Source organism: Allobosea sp. P1_A7 (assembly GCF_056406775.1).
In genome coordinates this window covers 1-19,743 of record NZ_JBFTZN010000037.1, presented here as the reverse complement: position 1 = coordinate 19,743, position 19,743 = coordinate 1, and the positions used below count along the sequence as shown (strand labels likewise).

21 protein-coding genes are annotated in these 19,743 nt (G+C 66.5%); 15 read left to right on the top strand and 6 right to left on the bottom strand.

All coding sequences use genetic code 11. From position 1 onward, the window contains the following. Positions 1-30: 30 nt before the first annotated feature. Positions 31-690, bottom strand: coding sequence for a GntR family transcriptional regulator (locus tag AC1D34_RS09135; RefSeq protein WP_476824053.1), 660 nt, complete (start codon positions 688-690; stop codon positions 31-33). 175 nt (positions 691-865) lie between these two features. Here AC1D34_RS09135 and AC1D34_RS09130 point away from each other — a divergent pair, with 175 nt between their 5' ends. Both AC1D34_RS09130 and AC1D34_RS09125 read left to right on the top strand, forming a co-directional pair. Beyond that, positions 866-1,843, top strand: a complete 978-nt coding sequence (locus tag AC1D34_RS09130; RefSeq protein ID WP_441504751.1) for a Bug family tripartite tricarboxylate transporter substrate binding protein — start codon at positions 866-868, stop codon at positions 1,841-1,843. A gap of 72 nt (positions 1,844-1,915) precedes the next feature. Further along, positions 1,916-3,025, top strand: a complete 1,110-nt coding sequence (locus tag AC1D34_RS09125) for an isocitrate/isopropylmalate dehydrogenase family protein (protein WP_476824052.1) — start codon at positions 1,916-1,918, stop codon at positions 3,023-3,025. Positions 3,026-3,115: 90 nt separating this feature from the next. Here the strand turns inward: AC1D34_RS09125 and AC1D34_RS09120 are convergent, their stop codons facing one another. The 4 genes from AC1D34_RS09120 to AC1D34_RS09105 form a co-directional block, all read right to left on the bottom strand. Next, on the bottom strand, positions 3,116-4,357 hold the full coding sequence (locus AC1D34_RS09120; protein WP_476824051.1) for a L,D-transpeptidase family protein: 1,242 nt from the start codon (positions 4,355-4,357) through the stop codon (positions 3,116-3,118). 318 nt (positions 4,358-4,675) lie between these two features. Then, positions 4,676-5,188: a transcriptional regulator LdtR gene (ldtR, locus tag AC1D34_RS09115; RefSeq protein WP_441488701.1), complete on the bottom strand. Its 513-nt coding sequence runs from the start codon at positions 5,186-5,188 to the stop codon at positions 4,676-4,678. A 309-nt stretch (positions 5,189-5,497) separates the two neighbouring features. Further along, positions 5,498-5,956: a DUF6163 family protein gene (locus tag AC1D34_RS09110; RefSeq protein WP_441488702.1), complete on the bottom strand. Its 459-nt coding sequence runs from the start codon at positions 5,954-5,956 to the stop codon at positions 5,498-5,500. A gap of 3 nt (positions 5,957-5,959) precedes the next feature. Further along, complete coding sequence (locus AC1D34_RS09105; RefSeq protein ID WP_441504753.1) at positions 5,960-7,015, bottom strand: enoyl-CoA hydratase/isomerase family protein; 1,056 nt, start codon at positions 7,013-7,015, stop codon at positions 5,960-5,962. A 181-nt stretch (positions 7,016-7,196) separates the two neighbouring features. Here AC1D34_RS09105 and hemB point away from each other — a divergent pair, with 181 nt between their 5' ends. The 8 genes from hemB (at position 7,197) to AC1D34_RS09065 (ending at position 14,712) form a co-directional block, all read left to right on the top strand. After that, positions 7,197-8,270, top strand: a complete 1,074-nt coding sequence (gene hemB / locus AC1D34_RS09100; RefSeq protein ID WP_441504754.1) for a porphobilinogen synthase — start codon at positions 7,197-7,199, stop codon at positions 8,268-8,270. Positions 8,271-8,395: 125 nt separating this feature from the next. Next, positions 8,396-9,727: a branched-chain amino acid ABC transporter permease gene (locus AC1D34_RS09095; RefSeq protein ID WP_476824050.1), complete on the top strand. Its 1,332-nt coding sequence runs from the start codon at positions 8,396-8,398 to the stop codon at positions 9,725-9,727. A gap of 14 nt (positions 9,728-9,741) precedes the next feature. Next, positions 9,742-10,986 carry a threonine ammonia-lyase gene (locus AC1D34_RS09090; RefSeq protein WP_441504756.1) on the top strand — a complete coding sequence of 415 codons (1,245 nt, stop codon included), beginning with the start codon at positions 9,742-9,744 and terminating at the stop codon, positions 10,984-10,986. A gap of 69 nt (positions 10,987-11,055) precedes the next feature. Then, complete coding sequence (locus AC1D34_RS09085) at positions 11,056-11,529, top strand: RDD family protein (RefSeq protein ID WP_441488707.1); 474 nt, start codon at positions 11,056-11,058, stop codon at positions 11,527-11,529. 76 nt (positions 11,530-11,605) lie between these two features. Next, positions 11,606-12,361, top strand: a complete 756-nt coding sequence (locus tag AC1D34_RS09080; RefSeq protein WP_441504757.1) for an arginyltransferase — start codon at positions 11,606-11,608, stop codon at positions 12,359-12,361. Between the two features lie 120 nt (positions 12,362-12,481). After that, positions 12,482-13,132, top strand: a complete 651-nt coding sequence (locus AC1D34_RS09075) for an RraA family protein (RefSeq protein WP_441488709.1) — start codon at positions 12,482-12,484, stop codon at positions 13,130-13,132. Between the two features lie 66 nt (positions 13,133-13,198). Continuing rightward, positions 13,199-13,516 (top strand): UxaA family hydrolase, encoded by a 318-nt coding sequence (locus AC1D34_RS09070; protein WP_441504758.1) that lies wholly within the window; start codon positions 13,199-13,201, stop codon positions 13,514-13,516. After that, entirely contained in the window at positions 13,513-14,712 is a 1,200-nt protein-coding gene (locus AC1D34_RS09065) for a UxaA family hydrolase (protein ID WP_441504759.1), read from the top strand. The genes AC1D34_RS09070 and AC1D34_RS09065 overlap by 4 nt, the downstream gene beginning before the upstream one ends. A 169-nt stretch (positions 14,713-14,881) precedes the next feature. Here AC1D34_RS09065 and AC1D34_RS09060 read toward each other — a convergent pair whose 3' ends face one another. Further along, a complete protein-coding gene (locus AC1D34_RS09060) occupies positions 14,882-15,292 on the bottom strand; it encodes a universal stress protein (protein WP_441504760.1) in 411 nt (136 codons plus the stop codon). A gap of 406 nt (positions 15,293-15,698) precedes the next feature. Between AC1D34_RS09060 and AC1D34_RS09055 the strand changes: the two genes are divergently transcribed. The 5 genes from AC1D34_RS09055 to AC1D34_RS09035 form a co-directional block, all read left to right on the top strand. Beyond that, a complete protein-coding gene (locus AC1D34_RS09055; RefSeq protein ID WP_441504858.1) occupies positions 15,699-15,932 on the top strand; it encodes a DUF2336 domain-containing protein in 234 nt (77 codons plus the stop codon). Between the two features lie 70 nt (positions 15,933-16,002). Continuing rightward, positions 16,003-16,386: a hypothetical protein gene (locus AC1D34_RS09050; RefSeq protein ID WP_441504761.1), complete on the top strand. Its 384-nt coding sequence runs from the start codon at positions 16,003-16,005 to the stop codon at positions 16,384-16,386. A gap of 33 nt (positions 16,387-16,419) precedes the next feature. Then, a complete protein-coding gene (locus tag AC1D34_RS09045; RefSeq protein ID WP_441504762.1) occupies positions 16,420-17,772 on the top strand; it encodes a PepSY-associated TM helix domain-containing protein in 1,353 nt (450 codons plus the stop codon). A 191-nt stretch (positions 17,773-17,963) separates the two neighbouring features. After that, positions 17,964-18,956: a DUF2336 domain-containing protein gene (locus AC1D34_RS09040; protein WP_441488715.1), complete on the top strand. Its 993-nt coding sequence runs from the start codon at positions 17,964-17,966 to the stop codon at positions 18,954-18,956. A 204-nt stretch (positions 18,957-19,160) separates the two neighbouring features. Further along, positions 19,161-19,743: outer membrane protein (locus AC1D34_RS09035; protein WP_476824049.1), on the top strand; the 583-nt coding region annotated here is incomplete at its 3' end.

Genomic DNA, 19,743 nt, shown 5'->3' with positions numbered 1-19,743 from the left:
AGCGCTCCCCCAACTCCGGGGGGAGCGGCCCTAATCGCCGGTCACCAGCCGCCTCAGCCGTTCGCGCTGGGCCGAGCGGATATGGCTGCGCGCGGCTGCATCAGCTGCAACCGGGTCACGGCGCTCGACAGCCACGACCAGGGCCTCGTGTTCGGCATGGGCCTGCGCGGCGCGGACGGGGTCAAGCAGGGTCGAAGGGCCGAGCAGCGCGCGGGCGTCACGCAAAGCGTTCAGGGTCTTGAGCRGATAGCGATTATGCGCTGCGCCGTAGAGCGCGGAATGGAAGCGCTCGTTGTGGCGCGCCAGATCCTGCGGCTGCGCGAGCAACCCGGCCTCCAGCGTATGGAGATCGCGCAGCGCCTCGATTTCGACCTCTGCGGCATGGCGCGCGGCGAAGGCAGCCGCCGTGCCCTCGAGCACCTCGCGCATCGCATAGAGTTCCGACACCGCCTGATGATCGAGCGAGGCGACGACGAGACTGCGCGATTCGCGCGTGAAGAAGCCCTCCGCCTCGAGCCGGCGCACCGCCTCGCGCAGCGGCGTGCGGCTCATCTGCATATGCTTCGCCAGATCCTCCTCGCGCAGCCTGGCTCCGGGACGAAGCTCCCCACTGGCGATCGCGTCGCGCAAGCGCGCATAGGCCTGGCCTGCCAGCGAGGGCGCGGGCTGCATGTCGGCAAAATCACCCAAGACCATCTCCTCGCTTCGTCCGGCGCGCGCTCCGCCGGTCACGCGTGATCGCGTGAGCCAGCGCCGAAATCAACGCTTGCCTCGTATCAATTCGTCTCAGTATAATTCGGTATACCGAAATTGAGAAACCGTCGGCGAGAGACCGACGGGCAACGATCGACGGGAGGAATTGACGATGCGGAGAGTTGCGGGACTGCGGCTGGGCGCGATGCTCGGAGCGATGCTGGGTATGTTCGGCGCCGCTCAGGCCCAGGACTGGCCGAGCCGGCCGATCACCATGGTGGTGCCCTATGCCGCGGGCGGCGGCACGGACGTGATCGCACGGGCCGTGGCCGAGAAGCTGCAGTCGCGCCTCGGCGTCGGCGTCGTGGTCGAGAACCGCGCCGGCGCGGGCGGCAATCTCGGCACGACGGCCGCGGCGCAGGCGCCGGCCGATGGTTATACCGTGCTGATCAGCAATATCGGCCCGATGGCCGTGAACCCGAGCCTGTTCAAGAATCTCAAATACGATCCGGCCGAGGTGCTCGAGCCCGTCACCCTGATCGCCAAGGCGCCGCTGCTCCTGCTGGTGCATCCGTCGGTCAAGGCCAACTCGGTCGCGGAGCTGATCGCGCTCTCGAAGGCGCAGCCGGAAGGCCTGACCTACGGCACGGCCGGCCACGGCTCGGCCAACCATATCGCGACCGCGCTGTTCGAGCTGATGGCGCAGACAAACCTGAAACATGCCGCCTATCGCGGCGCCGGCCCCGCCCTCAACGACCTGATCGGCGGCCATATCCCGATGATGTTCGCGACCCTGCCCTCGGCGATCGGCCATGTGCATGGCGGCACCTTGCGGGCGCTGGCCGTCACCACCGCGGAGCGCGCCCCTGCCCTGCCCACGGTGCCGACGCTCACTGAGGCCGGGGTGCCCGGCTACGAGGCCAGCGGCTGGTATGGCGTCTTCGTCCGCAAGGGCACGCCGCAGCCGATCATCGACCGGCTGCGCAGCGAGGTCGCGACCATCATCAACCTGCCCGAAGTGCGCCGGAACCTCGAACTGGAAGGCGCGCAGCCGATCGGCAACACGCCGCAGGAGTTCACGGCCTTCGTCAAGGCGGAGCGTGAGAAATGGGCGAAGGTGGTCGCGCAAGCGAACATCAAGGTCGAATGATCCCTGCTGCCCGGCCCGCGCGGCGGCGCGCCGGCCGGGCAGCTCCATCCCTGTTCCGGACGCAGCCCTGCAATGACCGATACATCACCGAAAAACGCCCCCTTGCAGCTTCTCGTCCTGGACGGAGACGGCATCGGCCCCGAGATCAGCGCGGCYACCCGTCGCGTGCTCGACGAGGCGAGCCAGCTGTTCGGCTTCGCGCTCAACTATGAGCATGCCGAGATCGGCTTTGCCGCGCTCGGCACGGTCGGTTCGACCTTCCCGGAGAGCGTGTTCGAGGCCGCGCGTCGGGCCGATGGCGTCATTTTGGGGCCTGTATCCCATAATGACTACCCGCCGGCCGAGAAGGGCGGGCTCAACCCCTCCGGCCAGTTGCGCAAGCGGCTCGACCTCTACGCCAATATCCGCCCTGCCCGTTCGCGCGAGGGTTTTGAGCCGCGCTGCGGCAAGCCGCTCGACCTCGTCGTGGTGCGCGAGAACACCGAGGGCTTCTATTCCGACCGCTCGATGCATCTCGGTCCCGGCGAGATGATGCCGACGCCGGACCTGGCTCTCTCCTTCCGAAAGGTGACGCGACAGGCCACGCTGCGCATCGCCGAGAGCGCCTTTGCCCTTGCCCGCCAGCGCCGGCGCAAGGTCACGGCCGTGCACAAGGCGAATGTGCTGCGGATCTCCGACGGGCTGTTCCTGGAATGCGTGCGTTCGGTCGCCGAACGCTATCCCGACGTCGCCTATGAGGAGAAGATCATCGACGCGATGGCGGCGCTGCTTGTCCGCGATGCCGGGGTGTTCGACGTCATCGTGACGACCAACATGTTCGGCGACATCCTCTCCGACCAGGCCTCGGAGATTTCGGGCAGCCTCGGGCTGGCCGCGTCGCTCAATGCGGGGCAGGACCATGCGGTGGCCCAGGCGCAGCATGGCTCGGCTCCCGACATCGCCGGCCGCGACCTCGCCAATCCCTGTTCGCTGATCGGCTCGGCCGCGATGCTGCTGAACTGGCTGGGGGAGCGCAGGCAGGACCCGGCGCTGCTGCGTGCCGGCCAGGCGATCGAGGCTGCGCTCGACCGCACGATCCGCCTGCCGGAGCAGCGCACGCGCGACCTCGGCGGAACGCTCGGGACCAGGGCCTTCACCGAGCGCGTCGTCGCCGTGCTGCGGGAAGTCGCGACGGCGGCCTGAGAGCAGCGCCCGACCACAGCCCATTGGACGCCAAATGAAAACGGCCCGCCAGAACCGGCGGGCCGTTTCAGGATGAGAGAGCGCTTGCTCTCAGATGTTCTGGTCTTCCTGCAGCGCCGCAACCGGCGCCGGGCCCAGGCCATCCTTGTTGTAGATGTCGTCGCGGAACTGCACGCCGCCATCGGGCGTCGCCCAGGCGGTGATATAGACCCAGTAGCACGGCACGGGATTGCTGATCCGGGCGTTGATGCGCTCGCCGGACTGGATCACCTCGTCGATCTTGGCGCGATCCCAGCCGGGCGTCTCCTTGAGCAGCCAGGCGATATAGTCGCGCACGTTCTGGACGCGGATGCAGCCCGAGGAGACGAAACGGAAATCGTCGCCGAAAATGCCCTTGGCCGGCGTGTCATGCATGTAGACGCCGTGCGGGCTCGGGATATTGATGCGCACGAAGCCAAGCGAATTGAACTCGCCGCCGGGATCCTGGCGGAAGGTGTAGCGGGTGGCCTCGTCCGAATTCCAGTTGACGCGATCGGGCGCGATCTCGCCGGCAGGGCCGATGATGCGGATCTTGTTCTCGGTGAGGTAGTTCGGCTCCTTGCGCATCTTCGGGATCAGATCCTTGCGGATGATCGAAGCCGGCACGGTCCAGGTCGGGTTGAAATTGACCTCGGGGATCTTGGTCTGCAGCAGCGGCGACTGCCGGTCGGCCTTGCCGACGCCGGCCGCATGGCGGGTCGCGACATGGCCATTCTCGACCGTCTCGACCGAGGCCGCCGGGATATTGGCGACGACATAGCGGTTGCCGAGATTGCCCGACCAGGAGCRCAGGCGCACCACATTGGTCTCGAGCTGGCGGATACGCCGCTCGATCGGCACGTTCAGGGCGGTCAGGGTGGCGCGATTGATGGCGCCGGTCGTCGAGAGCCCGACGCGCGACTGGAAGCGGCGCACTCCGGCTTCGACATAGGAGTCATAGATATTGCTGGTGCCGGCAGCAGAATCGAGATCGCCGGTGATGATCAGGCGCTGGCGCAGCGCGACCACGCCGGGGCCGCGCGAGCCGACGCCAAGCTTGTCAGTCAGCTGGATCGGGGTCCAGCCGCCGCGGGCGGCAAGGTCGCGATAGGCGACGATCGCTTGCTCCGTCGCCTGCAGCGTCTCGGAAGACAAGGTCGGGGTCGAGGACCGGGCAACAGCATTGCGAGCGCCTGAATCATAGCTCTGGCGCCACTCCGCCTGCTGAGCCCAGGCTGGCGCGGTCGCGGCCGTTGCTGCACCCGAAAGCAGTGCCAGCACGGTTTCGCGGCGGGTCAGGCTGAAATTCGACATCGTATCCCTCTTCCCTCGTCCTCAAGGAGCAAGACCGCGCCTAAGCGCCGCAAACAACAAGACCGGCTCCGCCATGGACGGCGGCCCGGTTGCGAGCGACGATCCAATACCACAGTTAACGTCTCGTGATGAGCGCGGCGTTTTTAGGGCATTGGCGACGAAGGGGAAGCAGGGAATGCAGCATGGGCGCCCTGCGTCGCGAAACTGCAACAGCAGCAGACCCGAGCAATAGCGGCCCGAAAGACTCCCGCAGCGAGGGCGGGAGTTTGCAAGTTCAGGTCAGGTCAGCGCCGATTGTCTGGCGGTTCAGGCCAGAAATCAGAGCTTGTAGCGGATCTGGTCGGTCCAGAAGCGCTCGAGACGCAGCAGCGCGTTGTTCATGCGCTCGAAGTCATCGGCCGCGATGCCACCGATCTGCTCGACCGTCTGGACATGCTTGTCGTAGACGCCCTTCACGAGATTGTGCACCTCGTGGCCCTTCTCGGTCAGGCTGATGCGGACCGAGCGGCGGTCGATGCGCGACCGGGCATGGTGCAGGTAGCCGAGCTCGACCAGCTTCTTGACGTTGTAGGACACGTTCGAGCCGAGATAGTAACCGCGCGTCCGGAGCTCGCTGGCGCTGAGCTCGGCATCGCCGATATTGTAGAGCAACAGCGCCTGGACGCTGTTGACGTCGTCACGGTTGCGGCGCTCGAATTCATCCTTGATGACATCGAGCAGGCGGCGATGCAGCCGCTCAACCAGGGTGAGGGACTCAAGGTAAAGGGGCTTCACCTTGAGTTGAACTTCTTCCGACTTCACAGGAGCCAAAGTCTTTACGCTCGTTGTCATGGTATATCCCGCCTGTTGCATGCCGGCCAGGATTTATCTCCCGGTCCGCTTCTGAAAACACCATAGGCCGGACCGATGAAAACGAGTTTAAATATCAGGATGAATCGGAGATTTACCCCTTTGGGTGAATCGTAAGTGAAGCCAGAAACGCTTAAGCTAAAGCGTTTGTTACCATGACTCGACGCAATCGACGCGCTTTCGGGCCAAACGGGGCTCTCCGCGCCAGGGCCCGAGGGCCCGCCTGAACAGCGCCATTGCCGGGGGCCCGGGCCGCGTGTCGCGCGCACGGCAAGCCCGCACCGGCCGGTCTCAGGTCTCCTCGTTTTCCGCCGCCCAGGTGGCCAGGAAATAGGCGGCCATCAACCCGACATAGGTCGCGATCAGATAGGGCGTCACCGGCAGCAGCCGCGGGAAGAAGAAGCCGAGCAGCAACTGGCTGACCGCGGCCAGGAGCCAGAGCACCCCGCCCCAGGTGCTGGTCAGCCAGAGCCCGACCGCGGCGACGAGATCGATCACCGCGAAATAGACCGTGATCGCCTGATAGCTCAGCAGCTGCGACTCGAACGGCGTCTGCCCCTCCATGCCGATGCCGAAGATCACGGCCCAGGCCATCAGCCCCTTGGCCATCCAGGCGAGCGACAGCAGGCGGAGCAGCCAGACCAGCACGCGCCGCCAGCGGGTCAGCTTGCTCTTCTTCTCCTCGAGGCCGGCCGAGCCGATGACGCGCTGCCCGCGCAGGGGCTCGGCATCTCCCCTCCCCATTCCCATCGCTCAATGCTCCAGGACGAGTTCGTTCGCGCCAAGCGAAGCGAAGTAGTGCGCGATCGCCTGCGGATCGACCTCATCGAGCGTGGCCGGCTGCCAGCGCGGGGCATGATCCTTGTCGATCACAACCGCCCGCACGCCTTCATAGAAGTCATGGCCCTCGGCAATGCGCGAGACGATGCGGTACTCGGTGCGCATCGCCTCGGCGAAATCGAGCCCCGCCCCGCGGCGCATCTGCTCGAAGGCGATGGCAATGCTGGTCGGGGATTTGACGGCAAGCGTCTGCAGGGTCTTGCCGGCGAAGGCATCGCCAGATTCGGCCTTCAGCTTCAACCGCGCCCTGATGCCGTCCAGTTCGGAGGCGCCAAAGCATTCGGTGATGGTCGCGCGCTCGGCAGCGAGCTTTTGCGGGCCGGGATCCTGGGTGTATCCGGCCAGGATCTCGTCGATGGCGCCGCGGCCGGTCAGGGCATCGGCGAGTTCCGCCATCCGGCTGCTCGGTACGGGATGGGTCGCAAGACCCAGCGCCAGGGCGTCCGCGGCCCCGACACGGTCGCCCGTCAGGGCGAGATAGATGCCGGCTGCGCCTTCCAGGCGCGGCAGTGCATAGGTCGCGCCGACATCCGGGAAGAAGCCGATGCCGACCTCGGGCATGGCGAAGAGGTAGCGGTCGCCGGCGATGCGATGGCTGCCATGGAGCGAAATGCCGACGCCGCCGCCCATGACGATGCCGTCGATCAGCGCGATATAGGGCTTGGGATAGTGCTTGATACGGTGATTGAGGATGTATTCCTCGCCCCAGAAGGCGAGCATCTCGCCCTGACGGCCGGCTCGGCCGAGATCATGCAGCGAACGGATGTCGCCGCCCGCGCAAAAGGCCTTCTCGCCAGCGCCCATCACCACGATGCGCGTCACCTGCGGGTCATGCTCCCAGGCATCGAGCGCGCGTGCCAGTTCGCGGACCATGACCAGGCTCAGCGCATTCAGCGCCTTGGGACGGTTGAGGATGACGACACCCGCCGCGCCCCGGATTTCGCAAATGATCTCTGGTTCCTGCGACATGCCGTGCTGATCCCTGATAACAGGGTCCGGTTCTGGGCCGGGGCTCGGGCGCTTGTCAACGCGCGGCGCTGCGTTGCCCTGAGCGCATGGTTGCGACCATCCACCTCTATTTTGGAACGGTTCCGATGTGCTAAGCATCCGGCAAAGGACAAGCCAACGCGCCCAGGCGGCGGAGGATTTTATGGCATCTCGGGTTGTAAGGCCGTTTCCGGCGCCCGTCGCGCGGCAGGATGATCTGCCGGCCACTGCTCTGCGCAGCAAGGATTCGCTCGACCTGACCCGCCGGATGCGGCGCAACCGCAAGGCCGAATGGTCGCGCCGGCTGGTGCGCGAGGCGGTCCTGACCACGAACGACCTGATCTGGCCGATCTTCCTGGTGGATTCGAGCGAGGCCCGCTCCGCTGTCGAGTGGATGCCGGGCGTCGACCGGCTGAATATCGAGGAGGCGGTGCGCCAGAGCGCCCATGCCGCCAGCCTCGGCATTCCGGCGATCGCGCCCTTTCCCTATGTCGAGAAGTCGTTGCGCGACGCGACGGCGTCCGAAGCGCTGAACACGCGCAACCTGATGTGCCGCGCCGTGCGCGCCATCAAGGCCGAGGTGCCCCAGATCGGCATCATCTGCGACGCCGCGCTCGATCCCTACACCTCGCATGGGCACGACGGCGTCATGGCGGGCGAGCGCGTCCTGAACGATGCGAGCGTGCGTATCCTGACACAGCAGGCGCTGGCGCTGGCCGATGCGGGCGCCGATGTCATCGCCCCCTCCGACATGATGGACGGCCGCGTCGGCGCCATCCGGGTCGAACTCGACGAGGCCGGCTTCGAGGACGTCCAGATCATGGCCTATGCGGCAAAATACGCATCGGCCTTCTACGGTCCGTTCCGCGATGCGATCGGTACCAATGCGACGCTGATCGGCGACAAGCGCACCTATCAGATGGACCCCGCCAATTCGGACGAGGCCATTGCAGAGGTGGCGCTCGATCTCGAAGAGGGCGCCGACATGGTGATGATCAAGCCCGGCATGCCCTATCTCGACGTGATCGCCCGCGTGAAGGACCATTTCCGGGTGCCGACCTTCGCCTATCAGGTATCCGGCGAGTACGCGATGATCCAGGCCGCCGCCCTGAATGGCTGGATCGATGGCGACAAGGCCATGATGGAGAGCCTGATCGCGTTCAAGCGCGCCGGCGCCGACGGGGTGCTGAGCTATTTCGCGCCGCGCGTCGCCGAGAAGCTGAAGGTTTGCGGCTGAAAGCGGCTGGCTGAAATGCGTGCGCCTCGGAGCGCACCGCCTCACGTCACGGGAGACCGGCAAAGCGCTGAATTGCGCGACGCATCGAGTATCAACGCGTCGCAACTGGCGCTAGCCTCCGCGCAATGCGCGCGCTCCTCCCGATTCTCATTGCCTTGCTGCTGACCGGCTGCAGCGAACGCTTCGATACGGACCAGACGCGGCTTTGCCGCCAGGCGATCCCGGCGCTCAACGCGCCGGACGCGCGGATCACCATCGACCGCGCGACCAATGGCCCGCGCGCCAATACCTTGCGCATCCTCTACCATGTCGAGACCGGCGGCGGCCCGGCGCGCCAGCGCATGATCGATTGCCTCTTCGCCGGCGAGGGCGCGGGTCTGCAGCGCGGCGCGTTGCTCGGTGTCGCGGTCGACGGACGGCCGATGAACGATGCCAGCTTCTACCTGCTCCGGCGCTTCTACCTCGAGAACCGCGAGGAACCGCCGGTCGATCCGGGCTCGGCCCGCATCGACGGCCTGCCGCAGCTCCCGCCCGGCCTCGCCTATGCCCTGCAGCAGGGCTTGAGCGCCCTGCCCTCGGCCGCGATCTACGCGCTGCTCGCCTCGGCCTATGCGCTGATCTATGGCCTGACCGGGCGCATCATCCTGAGCTTTGGCGAATTCGCCGCGCTCGGCGCGCTCTCAGCCGTGATCGGCGTGGCGCTGCTCATCTCGACGGCGATCTCGACGCCGGTCTCGGGGCTGCTGGTCGCCTTCGTCGTGGCCATGCTGGTCGCGGCCTTTCACGGCTTCGCCATGGGGCGGTTCGTGCTGCGCCATCTCGAGCGCGCCAGCGGCCAGCAGATGCTGATCGCGACGATCGGGCTCGCGATTGCGCTGTCTGAATATCTGCGGCTGGCGCAGGGGCCCGATCTGCGCTGGCTGCCGCCGGTCTACAACGAGCCCTGGCCGCTGGCCCGCTCCGGCAGCTTCATCGTCACCGCAACCCCGGTCGGACTGGCGCTTGCGGCCGGCGGCCTCAGTGCCGCGCTCGGGCTCGTGCTGCTGATCCGCTATTCCGCCTTCGGCCGGGCCTGGCGCGCGGTCTCGGACGATTCCGGCACCGCGGCGCTTTTCGGCGTCAACGCGCGTGCCGTGCATGACCGGGCGCTGATCCTCGCCTGCGCGGCCTGCGGCGCGGCCGGCGTCATCGTCACCGCGATCTATGGCGGCATGGGCTTTGCCGGCGGCTTCACGCTCGGGCTGAAGGCGCTCGTCGCCGCGATCCTGGGCGGCATCGGCTCGGTCGCCGGCGCCTGCCKTGGCGGCCTCAGCATTGCGCTCTTCGAGGTCATATGGTCATCAACCATGCCTATCGAACAGCGCGACATCGCCGTCTATAGCTTGCTCGCCGTGGTGCTGATCCTGCGCCCCGGCGGTTTCTTCGGCGAGGGCGCGATTGCGCCTCGTCAGGTCTGAACGGAACTCCACGCATGAGCGAGCCTTTCTCGATCACTCCCGCCGATATCGAAGCGGCCGCACAGCGTATCGAGGGGCATGTGCTGCGCACGCCGCTGGTGCCGGCGCCGCGCCTGTCCGAGCTCACCGGCGCGACCGTGCTGGTCAAGCACGAGAACATGCAGGCGACGGCCTCCTTCAAGGAGCGCGGCGCGGTCAACAAGCTGCTTGGCCTGACGGAAGCCGAGAGGGCCCGCGGCGTCATCGCCATGTCCGCCGGCAACCATGCACAGGCCGTCGCCTATCACGCGCGCCGCTTCGGCATTCCGGCGACCATCGTGATGCCGGAGACGACGCCGCTGGTGAAGGTCGAGAACACAAGGGCCCATGGCGCCCGCGTCGTGCTCTATGGCGAAACGCTCTACGAATCGGCCGTGCGCGCCCGCGAGCTGGCGCAGGCCGAGACCCTGGTCTTCGTGCATCCCTATGACGATGCCGCCGTGATGGCGGGCCAGGGCACGATCGCGCGCGAAATGCTGGCCGATGCGCCCGATCTCGACGTGCTGATCATCCCGCTCGGCGGCGGCGGGCTGATGGCCGGCAACGCGATTGCGGCCAAGGCCCTGAAGCCGGAGATCGAGCTGATCGGCGTCGAGGCCGAGCTCTATCCCTCCTTCTACAACGCCGTGAATGCCGAGGACCGGCCGATCGGTGGCGCGACCCTGGCCGAAGGCATCGCGGTGAAGACGGTCGGCGAACTGACCTTGCCGATCGTCTCCAGCCTGGTCTCCGATATCGTCCTTGTCGGCGAGGACCTGATCGAGCGCGCGGTCAATGCCTATGCCAGCCTGCAGCATTCGCTGGCCGAGGGCGCCGGCGCCGCGGGGCTCGCCGCAATGCTGAAGGAGCCGGAGCGCTATCGCGGCAAAAAGGTCGGCCTCGTGCTCTGCGGCGGCAATATCGACACGAGGCTGCTCGCCGCGATCATGGTGCGCGAGCTGGAGCGYGAGGACCGCATCGCCGCCTTCCGCCTCACCGCCAGCGACCGGCCGGGCCTGCTCGGCAAGGTCGCGAGCCTGCTCGGCGACCACGGCGCCAACATCCTCGAGGTCAGCCATGGCAGGCTCTTCCTCGACGTGCCGGCCAAGGGCGTGACGCTCGACGTCACCGTCGAGACGCGCGGCGAGAGCCATACGCGCGCCATCGAGGAGGCGCTGCGGGCCAATGGCTTCCAGCCGCGCCGTATCTTTCCGCGTGGCCTTGCGGAACAAGACCGCTGATCAAACATTATGGCGGCGGAGCGCACCACCACCGGATGCGCCCCCCGGAACAAAGGATCTCGACCTTCGATGAGCGAACGCAGCTATCAGCAACCCGCGATCACGCCGATCGAGCAGCGCCCGCTGCAGAATGTCAGCGGCGTGCTGGGGTCGCGCCTGTTCGCCTGGATCGGCGACATCATCGCCCTGTTCATTCTGGGCTGGCTCGTGGTCGCGCTCCTGATCTTCCTCGGCCTCGTCACCTTCGGCGCGACCTGGCTGCTCCTGCCGATCGCGACGGTGGCGACTGCGCTCGGCTATGCGGCGCTGACCATCGGCGGCCGGAAACAGGCGACCTGGGGCATGCGCATGGCGGGCCTCAGGGTCGAGACCGTCAATGGCGGCCGTCCCGACGGGCTCGCAGCCGCCGTCCACGCCCTGCTGTTCTATGTCGCGGCAGGCACGGTCGCGCTCTGGGTGCTCGATATTCTCTGCGGTTTGGTGCGCGATGACCGCAGGCTCGGCCACGACATCCTGACGGGACTGGTCGTCGTTCGCGCCTGATCGTCATCGCAACTCTTGTTGCCGGCTGCGCTGCTGCTACACTCGTGGTTCAGGTCGTTTCCGGAGCGATACGAACGTGACGCGCCCGTTGCGGGATGCCCCGCAATTCTATCTGACGTCACCGACCTCCTGCCCGTATCTGCCCGGGCGGGAGGAACGCAAGGTGTTCACCCACCTTGTCGGCGGGCGAGCGCGCGACCTCAACGACGTGCTCTCGCAAGGCGGCTTCCGGCGCTCGCAGAGCATCGCCTATCGGCCCGCCTGCGAGACCTGCCGCTCCTGCGTCTCCGTCCGCGTCTGCGTCGACGACTTCCGGCCGTCGCGCGGTTTCCGGCGCGTGCTCGCGCGCAATTGCGACCTGATCGGCGAGGAGCTGCCGCCGGAGCCGCGCTCCGAGCACTACTCGCTGTTCCGCAGCTATCTCGACGAACGCCATCCCGATGGCGGCATGGCCTCGATGTCGGCCCTCGATTTCGCGATGATGATCGAGGACACGCATGTCGAGACCAACCTGATCGAGTACCGCCGGCGCGGCCCCGATAGCGGCTTCACCGGGCGCGGCGTCGGCGATCTTTTTGCCATGGCCCTGACCGACCGCCTGAATGACGGGCTTTCCATGGTCTATTCCGTGTTCGACCCGATGCTGGAGCAGCGCTCGCTCGGCACCTTCATGGTGCTCGACCATATCGAGCGGGCCCGCAAGCTCGGCCTGCCCTATGTCTATCTCGGCTATTGGGTCGATGGCTCGCCCAAGATGGCCTACAAGGCCCGCTTCCTGCCGCAGGAGCGCCTCTCGCCCCAGGGCTGGGAACGGGTCGACTCGAACACCTAAACCGTTTGAAACGCATCGTCGAGGCGCGAAAAACGCGCTTGCGGCCCCTGCTCCCGGCCGGCACCTTGGCCGCAATGGCAGCGCGTCCCGGCGCGACGAAGCCCTGATACGGAGGAAGCCTTGAGCGATCAACTGACCGAGCGGCTGGAACGCTGCTATACCGGCATCATCCACGATGTCATGCGCGCGATGGGGCTGAAGGAGTTCACGCTCCCGTCCGATCTGAGGCCCCTCCTGCCCGGCCAGAAGCTCGCCGGCCCGGCCTTCACCGTCGAGGGCAAGACCGATCCGGATTTCGACGCGCATGAAACCCTGCTCGGCTGGACCGGCCTGCTCTCGCGCGCCAAGCCCGGCCATGTCTGGGTCTGCCAGCCCAATACCGACGAGGTCGCGCTGATGGGCGAGCTTTCGGCCGAGACGCTCAAGAACAAGGGCGTGCGCGGCTGCGTCATCGACGGCCTGTCGCGCGATACCGAGTTCATGGTCGACATGGGCTTCCAGGCCTATTTCCGCGCCTATACGCCACGCGACATCGTCGGATTCTGGATGCCGAAGACGATCGACGAGCCGATCAAGATCGGCTCGGTCTGGATCCGGCCCGGCGACTACATCCTCGGCGACCGCGACGGCATCGTGCGCATTCCCGTCGAAGTGATCGAGGAGGTGCTCGAGAAGGCGGAGACGGCGATCTCGGCCGAGAACAAGGTCCGCACCGCGATCCTCGCCGGCACGGACCCGCAGGAAGCCTATCTCCAGTTCGGCAAGTTCTGATCGCTTGCGGCCTGCCTGCCCGGTCGCGCGGACTGACGCGGCCGGCTCCTCCAAGGAGTTAAGCCCATGGCTCAGCACGATCCCCGGCTCATCCTGCTCGATCCGCGCGACAACGTCTTTGTCGCGCGGATGAGGCTCGCCGCCGGCGAGACCGTGGAAACCGGCGCGGGCCCGGCCGTGCTCGACCGTGATATCGCGCTCGCCCACAAGGTCGCGCGAAAGCCGATCGTCACCGGCGAAAAAATCCTGAAATACGGGGCGCCGATCGGCGTGGCGACCGAAGCGATCGCGCCCGGCCAGCATGTCCATGTTCAGAACATGAAGAGCGACTACACCCCGACCTATCATCTCGAAGACGAGCGCAAGGCGGGAGCCGTCCAATGAACGACATGCGCGGCTATCTCCGGTCCGACGGGCGCAAGGGCATCCGCAACACAATCGCCGTCGCCTATCTCGTCGAATGCGCGCATCACGTCGCGCGCGAGATCGCCCTGCCCTGGCGCGAGAACGGCGTCCATGTCATCGGCTTTCCCGGCTGCTATCCCAATGGCTATGCCGAGAAGATGATGGAGCGGCTCTGCACCCACCCCAATGTCGGGGCCGTGCTGCTGATCTCGCTCGGCTGCGAGAGTTTCAACAAATATGCGCTCGAGCGGGTCGTGCGCGCCTCGGGCCGGCCGGTGAAGACCATCATCATCCAGGGCACGGGCGGCACGCGCAGCTCGATCAAGGAAGGGCGCGCCTGGATCGAGGCCGAGCGCGCGCATCTCGACGAGCAGGAGACCGTGCCGATGGCGCTCAGTGAGCTCGTCGTCGGCACCGTCTGCGGCGGCTCGGACGGCACCTCGGGCATCACCGGGAACCCTGCGGCGGGGCGCGCCTTCGACCTGCTGATTTCCGAGGGTGCCGCATGCATCTTCGAGGAAACCGGCGAGCTGATCGGCTGCGAACACATCATGGCGGCGCGCGCCGTGACACCGGAACTCGGCGAGGAGCTGGAGAAATCGGTCGCCAAGGCGGCCCGCTACTACGCGACGCTCGGCTATGGCTCCTTCGCCGCCGGCAATGCCGAGGGCGGATTGTCGACGATCGAGGAGAAGTCGATGGGCGCCTATGCCAAATCCGGGGCCTCGCCGATCTCGGGCCTGATCAAGCCCGGCGACATCCCGCCCCATGGCGGGCTCTATTTGCTCGATGTCGTGCCCGATGGCGAGGTGCGGTTCGGCTTCCCCAACATCAACGACAATGCCGAGATCGCGGAGCTGATCGCCTGCGGCGCCCATTGCGTGCTGTTCGTCACCGGCCGCGGCTCGGTCGTCGGCTCGGCGATCTCGCCGGTGGTCAAGATCTGCGCGAACCCGGAAACCTATCGCCGGATGGCCGACGACATGGATGTCGATGCCGGGCGGATCCTCGAGGGCCGCGCTGGGCTCGACGAGGTCGGCCGCGAAATCCGCGACCTCGTCATCTCCTTGGCCAAGGGCGGGAGCACCAAATCGGAGGAGCTCGGCCACCAGGAGTTCATCCTGACCTATAAGAGTTTCGAACCGCTCGGCCCGGCTTGCCTGCCAGCGGCGTGACGAGGGAGCGTGGGCGGTTCGTGCCCGATGGGGCACCATGGCACTGCCTAAGCTGCCGAAAGGGTTTAAACCGCTGATATAGTGTATGTTTCTTAGCGTATACTGTTACACACCGACCCCGAAAGAGCTCCAAAACCGCCGAAAACGGGGCAACGTCAGGGAGGATCGACTACCGGATCACCAGAACAGGGATAGTCGTACTTGCCAGCACCTCCAACGTCTGGCTCCCAAGCACGACCCTCTGCACGCCACGCCGGGCATGAGTAGACATCACGACGAGATCACAGCCGTTGAGCTTGGCCAATCGCACGATTGCCGCAGCTTGAGAAACATCGGCCTCGTGTTCCAGAGTTACCGTGACGCCCTGTTCGGAAGCGCTTTGCTCAATGGAGGCTATGCGTTCCTTCATGAACGCATCAATCTGCAGGCGGGCTGCGTGCGAGATCTCCGGCCGCAGAGGTTCTGAAACGGTCAGGACCGTGACTTTAGCCCCGAGCGGTTTGGCGAGCGCCAAGCCATGTTCAAGACCCTTGCGAGCAAGTTCGGAGTCGTCTGTAGCGATCAGAATGTGTTTGTACATTTGCCCTCTCCGGCAGGGATTGCGCCGGCATACTGGATGACATTGATCGGTAGGCAAGCGCTTCCCGACTGAACCATTGAGCGAGCCAGCGCGCATACTGATCGTCGACAGCTGTCTCTGGCCAACGGCCGCTGGATAGCGGGGTCCCGGGCCGGCATGCATCCGCAGCATGCCGCACCGTCGGTCGCACCGAAGAAAATTCTTCGTTATCCGGAAAAATCCGCGACGGACCTAAGACTTGAGCCCTTGAAGGCGCATTAGGCGAGATCGCGCTGCGTTCGCTGCCGCATCTCGAGGACGGGGCGCGCAAGGCCTATGCCGGCCATGCCGCCGCAGTGCCGAGCCTGCTGCATGAGGTCGCGGTCACGCTTGCCGGCGATGCCGATTCCGAGGTCGCGGGCCTCGGATTGAAGCTCCCCCGGGGCTGACCGATACCGACCTCGCTGCGATCGCGGTGAGCCCGTCGCATCATCATCTCGCGGCGATTGCCGAGCACGCCCGTCTCTCGGAAAGCGTCACCGACATTCTCGTCCAGCGCGGCGACCGCACGGTGCTGCACACGAACAGCGCCCATGAAGGCGCGCATTGCTCCGCCAAACGCTTCGAACCGCTCGGCCCCGCCTGCCTGCCGGCGGCGTGACCACGGGGCGCAGGCGCTTCATTCCCTTGGGTTATTGACCGCCGGCCTGCCGCGCCGTAGCGCTGCAGGCATGGGCGCGACGGCGACAGGGGCGAGATGGGGGCGCGGCATCGTTGCCGTGCTCTGCGCCTATGCGCTGATCCTCAACGCGGTCCTGATGTCGATCGGCGCGGGGTTCTCGGCCGCTCCCTCGCCCTTTCCGCGACATGTCCTTTGTGCTCCCGGCGGATCGTCCGAACCGACGGAACCGGCGAGCCCGGAGCAATCCAAGACCTGCTGCGCGCTCGGTTGCCTTGCAGGTAGCAGCGGCGCCCCTCCTGTCGCTGCCGCGGCGCTGCCGCTCCGCCGCAGCATCAGTGTCGCGAGAGGCTTCACCTGTCCGCCCGCACCGCGCGTCGCGAGCGGCCGCAGCCTCTACCCGCTTGGAGCGCGCGCCCCGCCTGCCCTGGCCTGAAACCAGACTTCCCCTTCAGGACAGGACACTCTCATGACCATCGTTTCATCGACGCAGGCAGCGCCTGCGCGCGCGGATACACGCGCCGCCTCCCTCTACCGCGCCGTCTGGCGCTGGCATTTCTATGCCGGGCTGTTGACGCTGCCCTTCCTCATCCTGCTCGCGGTCACCGGCGGGCTCTATCTCTTCCGGACCGAGATCGACGGGCTGGTTCATCGCGATCTCAAGCGGGTGGAGACCCGATCGACCGCCCCGGCCCCTGCGACAACACTGGTCGCCAACGCGCTTGCAGCCTTTCCCGGCAAGGCCGTGAAATTCGTGCCCGCGGCAACAGCGTCATCGGCCGCGGAAGTCACCGTCCGGGATGCCACTGGTGCGCGCAAGGTCGTGCATGTCGACCCCTATGACGGGCGTGTGCTTGGAGAGATCCCCGACAAGGGCACGGTGATGTGGGTCGTGCGGCAGATCCACAGCCTCGCCTATTTCGGGCCCGTCGCGAATGGCGTGATCGAGATCGCCGGCGGCTGGTCGATCCTGCTGGTCGGGACCGGGCTCTATCTATGGTGGCCGCGCGGGCGCAAGGGCGGCGTGGTCTCGCTGCGTGGCGATGCCGGCAAGCGCGTCTTCTGGCGCGACCTGCATGCCGTCACCGGCGCCTTCGCCGGCGTCTTCATCGTCTTCCTGGCGATCACCGGCATGCCCTGGTCCGTGCTCTGGGGCGACCAGGTCAATCGCTGGGCGAACGGGCATAATTTCGGCTATCCGGCCGGCATCCGCGTCAACCTGCCCATGTCGGACGAGCATCTGCACCATGCCGGGCCGACCTCATGGTCGCTGGAACAGGCGCGCGTGCCGGAATCGATCGCGACGGCGGCAGCGCCGATCAGCCTCGACACGGCCGTGGCGAGGTTCGACGCGCTCGGCCTGGCGCGCGGCTACGCCATCAACCTGCCGGCCGGTCTCAACGGCGTCTTCACCGGTTCTGTCTACCCAAACGACCTGTCGCAGCAGCGCGTCATCCATCTCGACCAGTATAGCGGCGCGCCCCTGCTCGACATGTCCTTCGCGGATTACGGCCCGCTCGGGAAATGGCTGGAATGGGGCATCAACGTCCATATGGGTCAGGAATTCGGCCTGGCGAACCAGCTCTTCATGCTGGCCGTCTGCCTCGCGATCATCCTGCTTTCGGTCTCGGCCGGGGTGATGTGGTGGAAGCGACGTCCGGCCGGGTCGCTCGGCGTGCCGCCCCTCCCGCCCGAGCGCCGGACGCTCTACGGTGTCTTTGCCATCCTGGCGGTCGGCGGGCTGGTCTTTCCGCTCGTCGGCGCATCGCTGATCGTCATGCTGGTGGTCGACCGCTGCCTCTGGCCGAGGACCGCGCGATAGCGGCATCGCGGGCCGGCATGCATTCGCGGCGTGCCGGCCCGTTGAACACGCAGAAGAAAATCCTCGCTTCCCGCGAAAATCCGCGACGGATTTAAGACTAAATCAAACCGAACCGGCGCAGGTTGCGGATACTTGCCTGACGCGTATCTGGGGGGCCAATGCTGAGTTCTTTGACACGGATGCCCTCCGAGATGTCCTCGGAGGCACGCCGGCAGCTGCTCAATGCCGTCACGGACCTTTTTCTGCTCGACCAGGATCCGACCGAGCCCTCCAAGGCGCATTACGGCGAGATCGCACTGCGCTCGCTGCCGCATCTCGAGGACGAGGCCCGCAAGGCCTATGCCGGCCATGTCGCGGCGGTGCCGAGCCTGCCGCATGAGGTGGCGGTCACGCTTGCCGGCGACGCCGATTCCGAGGTCGCACGCCTCGTGCTGAAGCTCTCCCCGGTGCTGACCGACACCGACCTCGCTGCAATCGCGGTGAGCCAGTCGCAGCACCATCTCGCGGCGATTGCCGAACGCGCCCGCCTCTCGGAAAGCGTTACCGACATTCTCGTCCAGCGCGGCGACCGCACTGTGCTGCACACGGTCAGCGCCAATGAAGGCGCGCATTTCTCCGACAAGGGTTTTGACACGCTGCTGGAACGCGGCGGCAAGGATGCTGAGATCGGTGGCGCGCTGGCCAGGCGTTCCGACCTGACACCGAACCGGGCCAGCCGCGTCCTGGAGATCGTCGAGGGGCTCAGCGGCGGCTCCGGGCTGTGGTCCAAGCCCGCCGACGAGGCCGCGACGCTTGCCCGCCGTGCACGCCAGCAGCGGCTGGAGGTGAAGCTCCTGCTCGCCGATCTCGGCGCAGGCAAGCGCGAGCTCGACGAGATCGTGAGCATGCTGGCCGAGGAGGACCGGGCCTATCACCTTGCCGAGGTGATCGCGCAGGCCTCGGGCATCACCAACGAGCAGGCGCTTCGCGTCCTGCTGCAGCGCGATGTCAGCGGCATCGCCGTGACCTGCCGCTCGCTGAATCTCGGCATTGCGGCCTTCAAATCCGTTCTGGAACTGCGCTCGCGGCGGCTGCTCTTCGGCGCGCGCGATGCCGAGGGCGACCTGAAGAACTATGCCGGCCTCGACATCGCCACCGCCGAGCGGACGCTGCGTTTCCTCAAGCTGAAGACGAAGATCGGCTGAAGCATCGGCCCGAAAAGTGGATTGCGGTTTTCGGGGTAAAGCCGATGCAAAGATAGAAGGCTGGATCATCGGTTGGGATACGATATCCGGCCCGCCGATCCAGGGGCGGGCGGCCTGGGGGCCGCTTCCGCCACAAATCCGCGACATTCACGCGACCTTCTGCTAGGCTTACGCATAGGGGTTTGCCGAGAGGATGCCTTCGACGTGAGACTACCGATCCTTTCCGGCGCGCTCTGCGCGCTTGCGCTCAGCGCTGGGACCTCGCAGGCGCAGGCCTATCTGCCCTTCACGGGCTTTGCCGCCGTGCCGTCCTTCGCCTGGTCGGAGCCGACGCTGGCGCCCGGCGGTGTCAAGTGGGAAGGCTCCTATGCCCGCATCTCCACGGGCTTCCAGGTGACCAGCGCCAAGGGACTGGGCACGTCGGCCGGCCCGACGATCGGGCTCGAAGGCGGCAAGATGTGGCGCGATGGCGACTTCCTCTACGGCGTCATCGGCGCACTCGAATACGCCCCTGCGATCGGCGGCTACGGCACGCCGAGCTTCAACACGGCGGCTTGGACGCGCGATGTCGTCGGCGCCTTCCAGCTCAAGGCCGGCGTGTTCGCAACCGAGAACGTGCTGCTCTACACCAAGGTCGGGCTCGCTGCCGGCAACGAGACCTGGCGCTATGGCGCGACGCCCTTCAGTTCGCCGTTCAACCGCAGCGAGATCGCGGTCAGGCCGGAGGCCCGTGCCGGAGTCGAATGGGCGGTGACCAACAACCTGACGCTCGGCCTCGAGGTCGGCG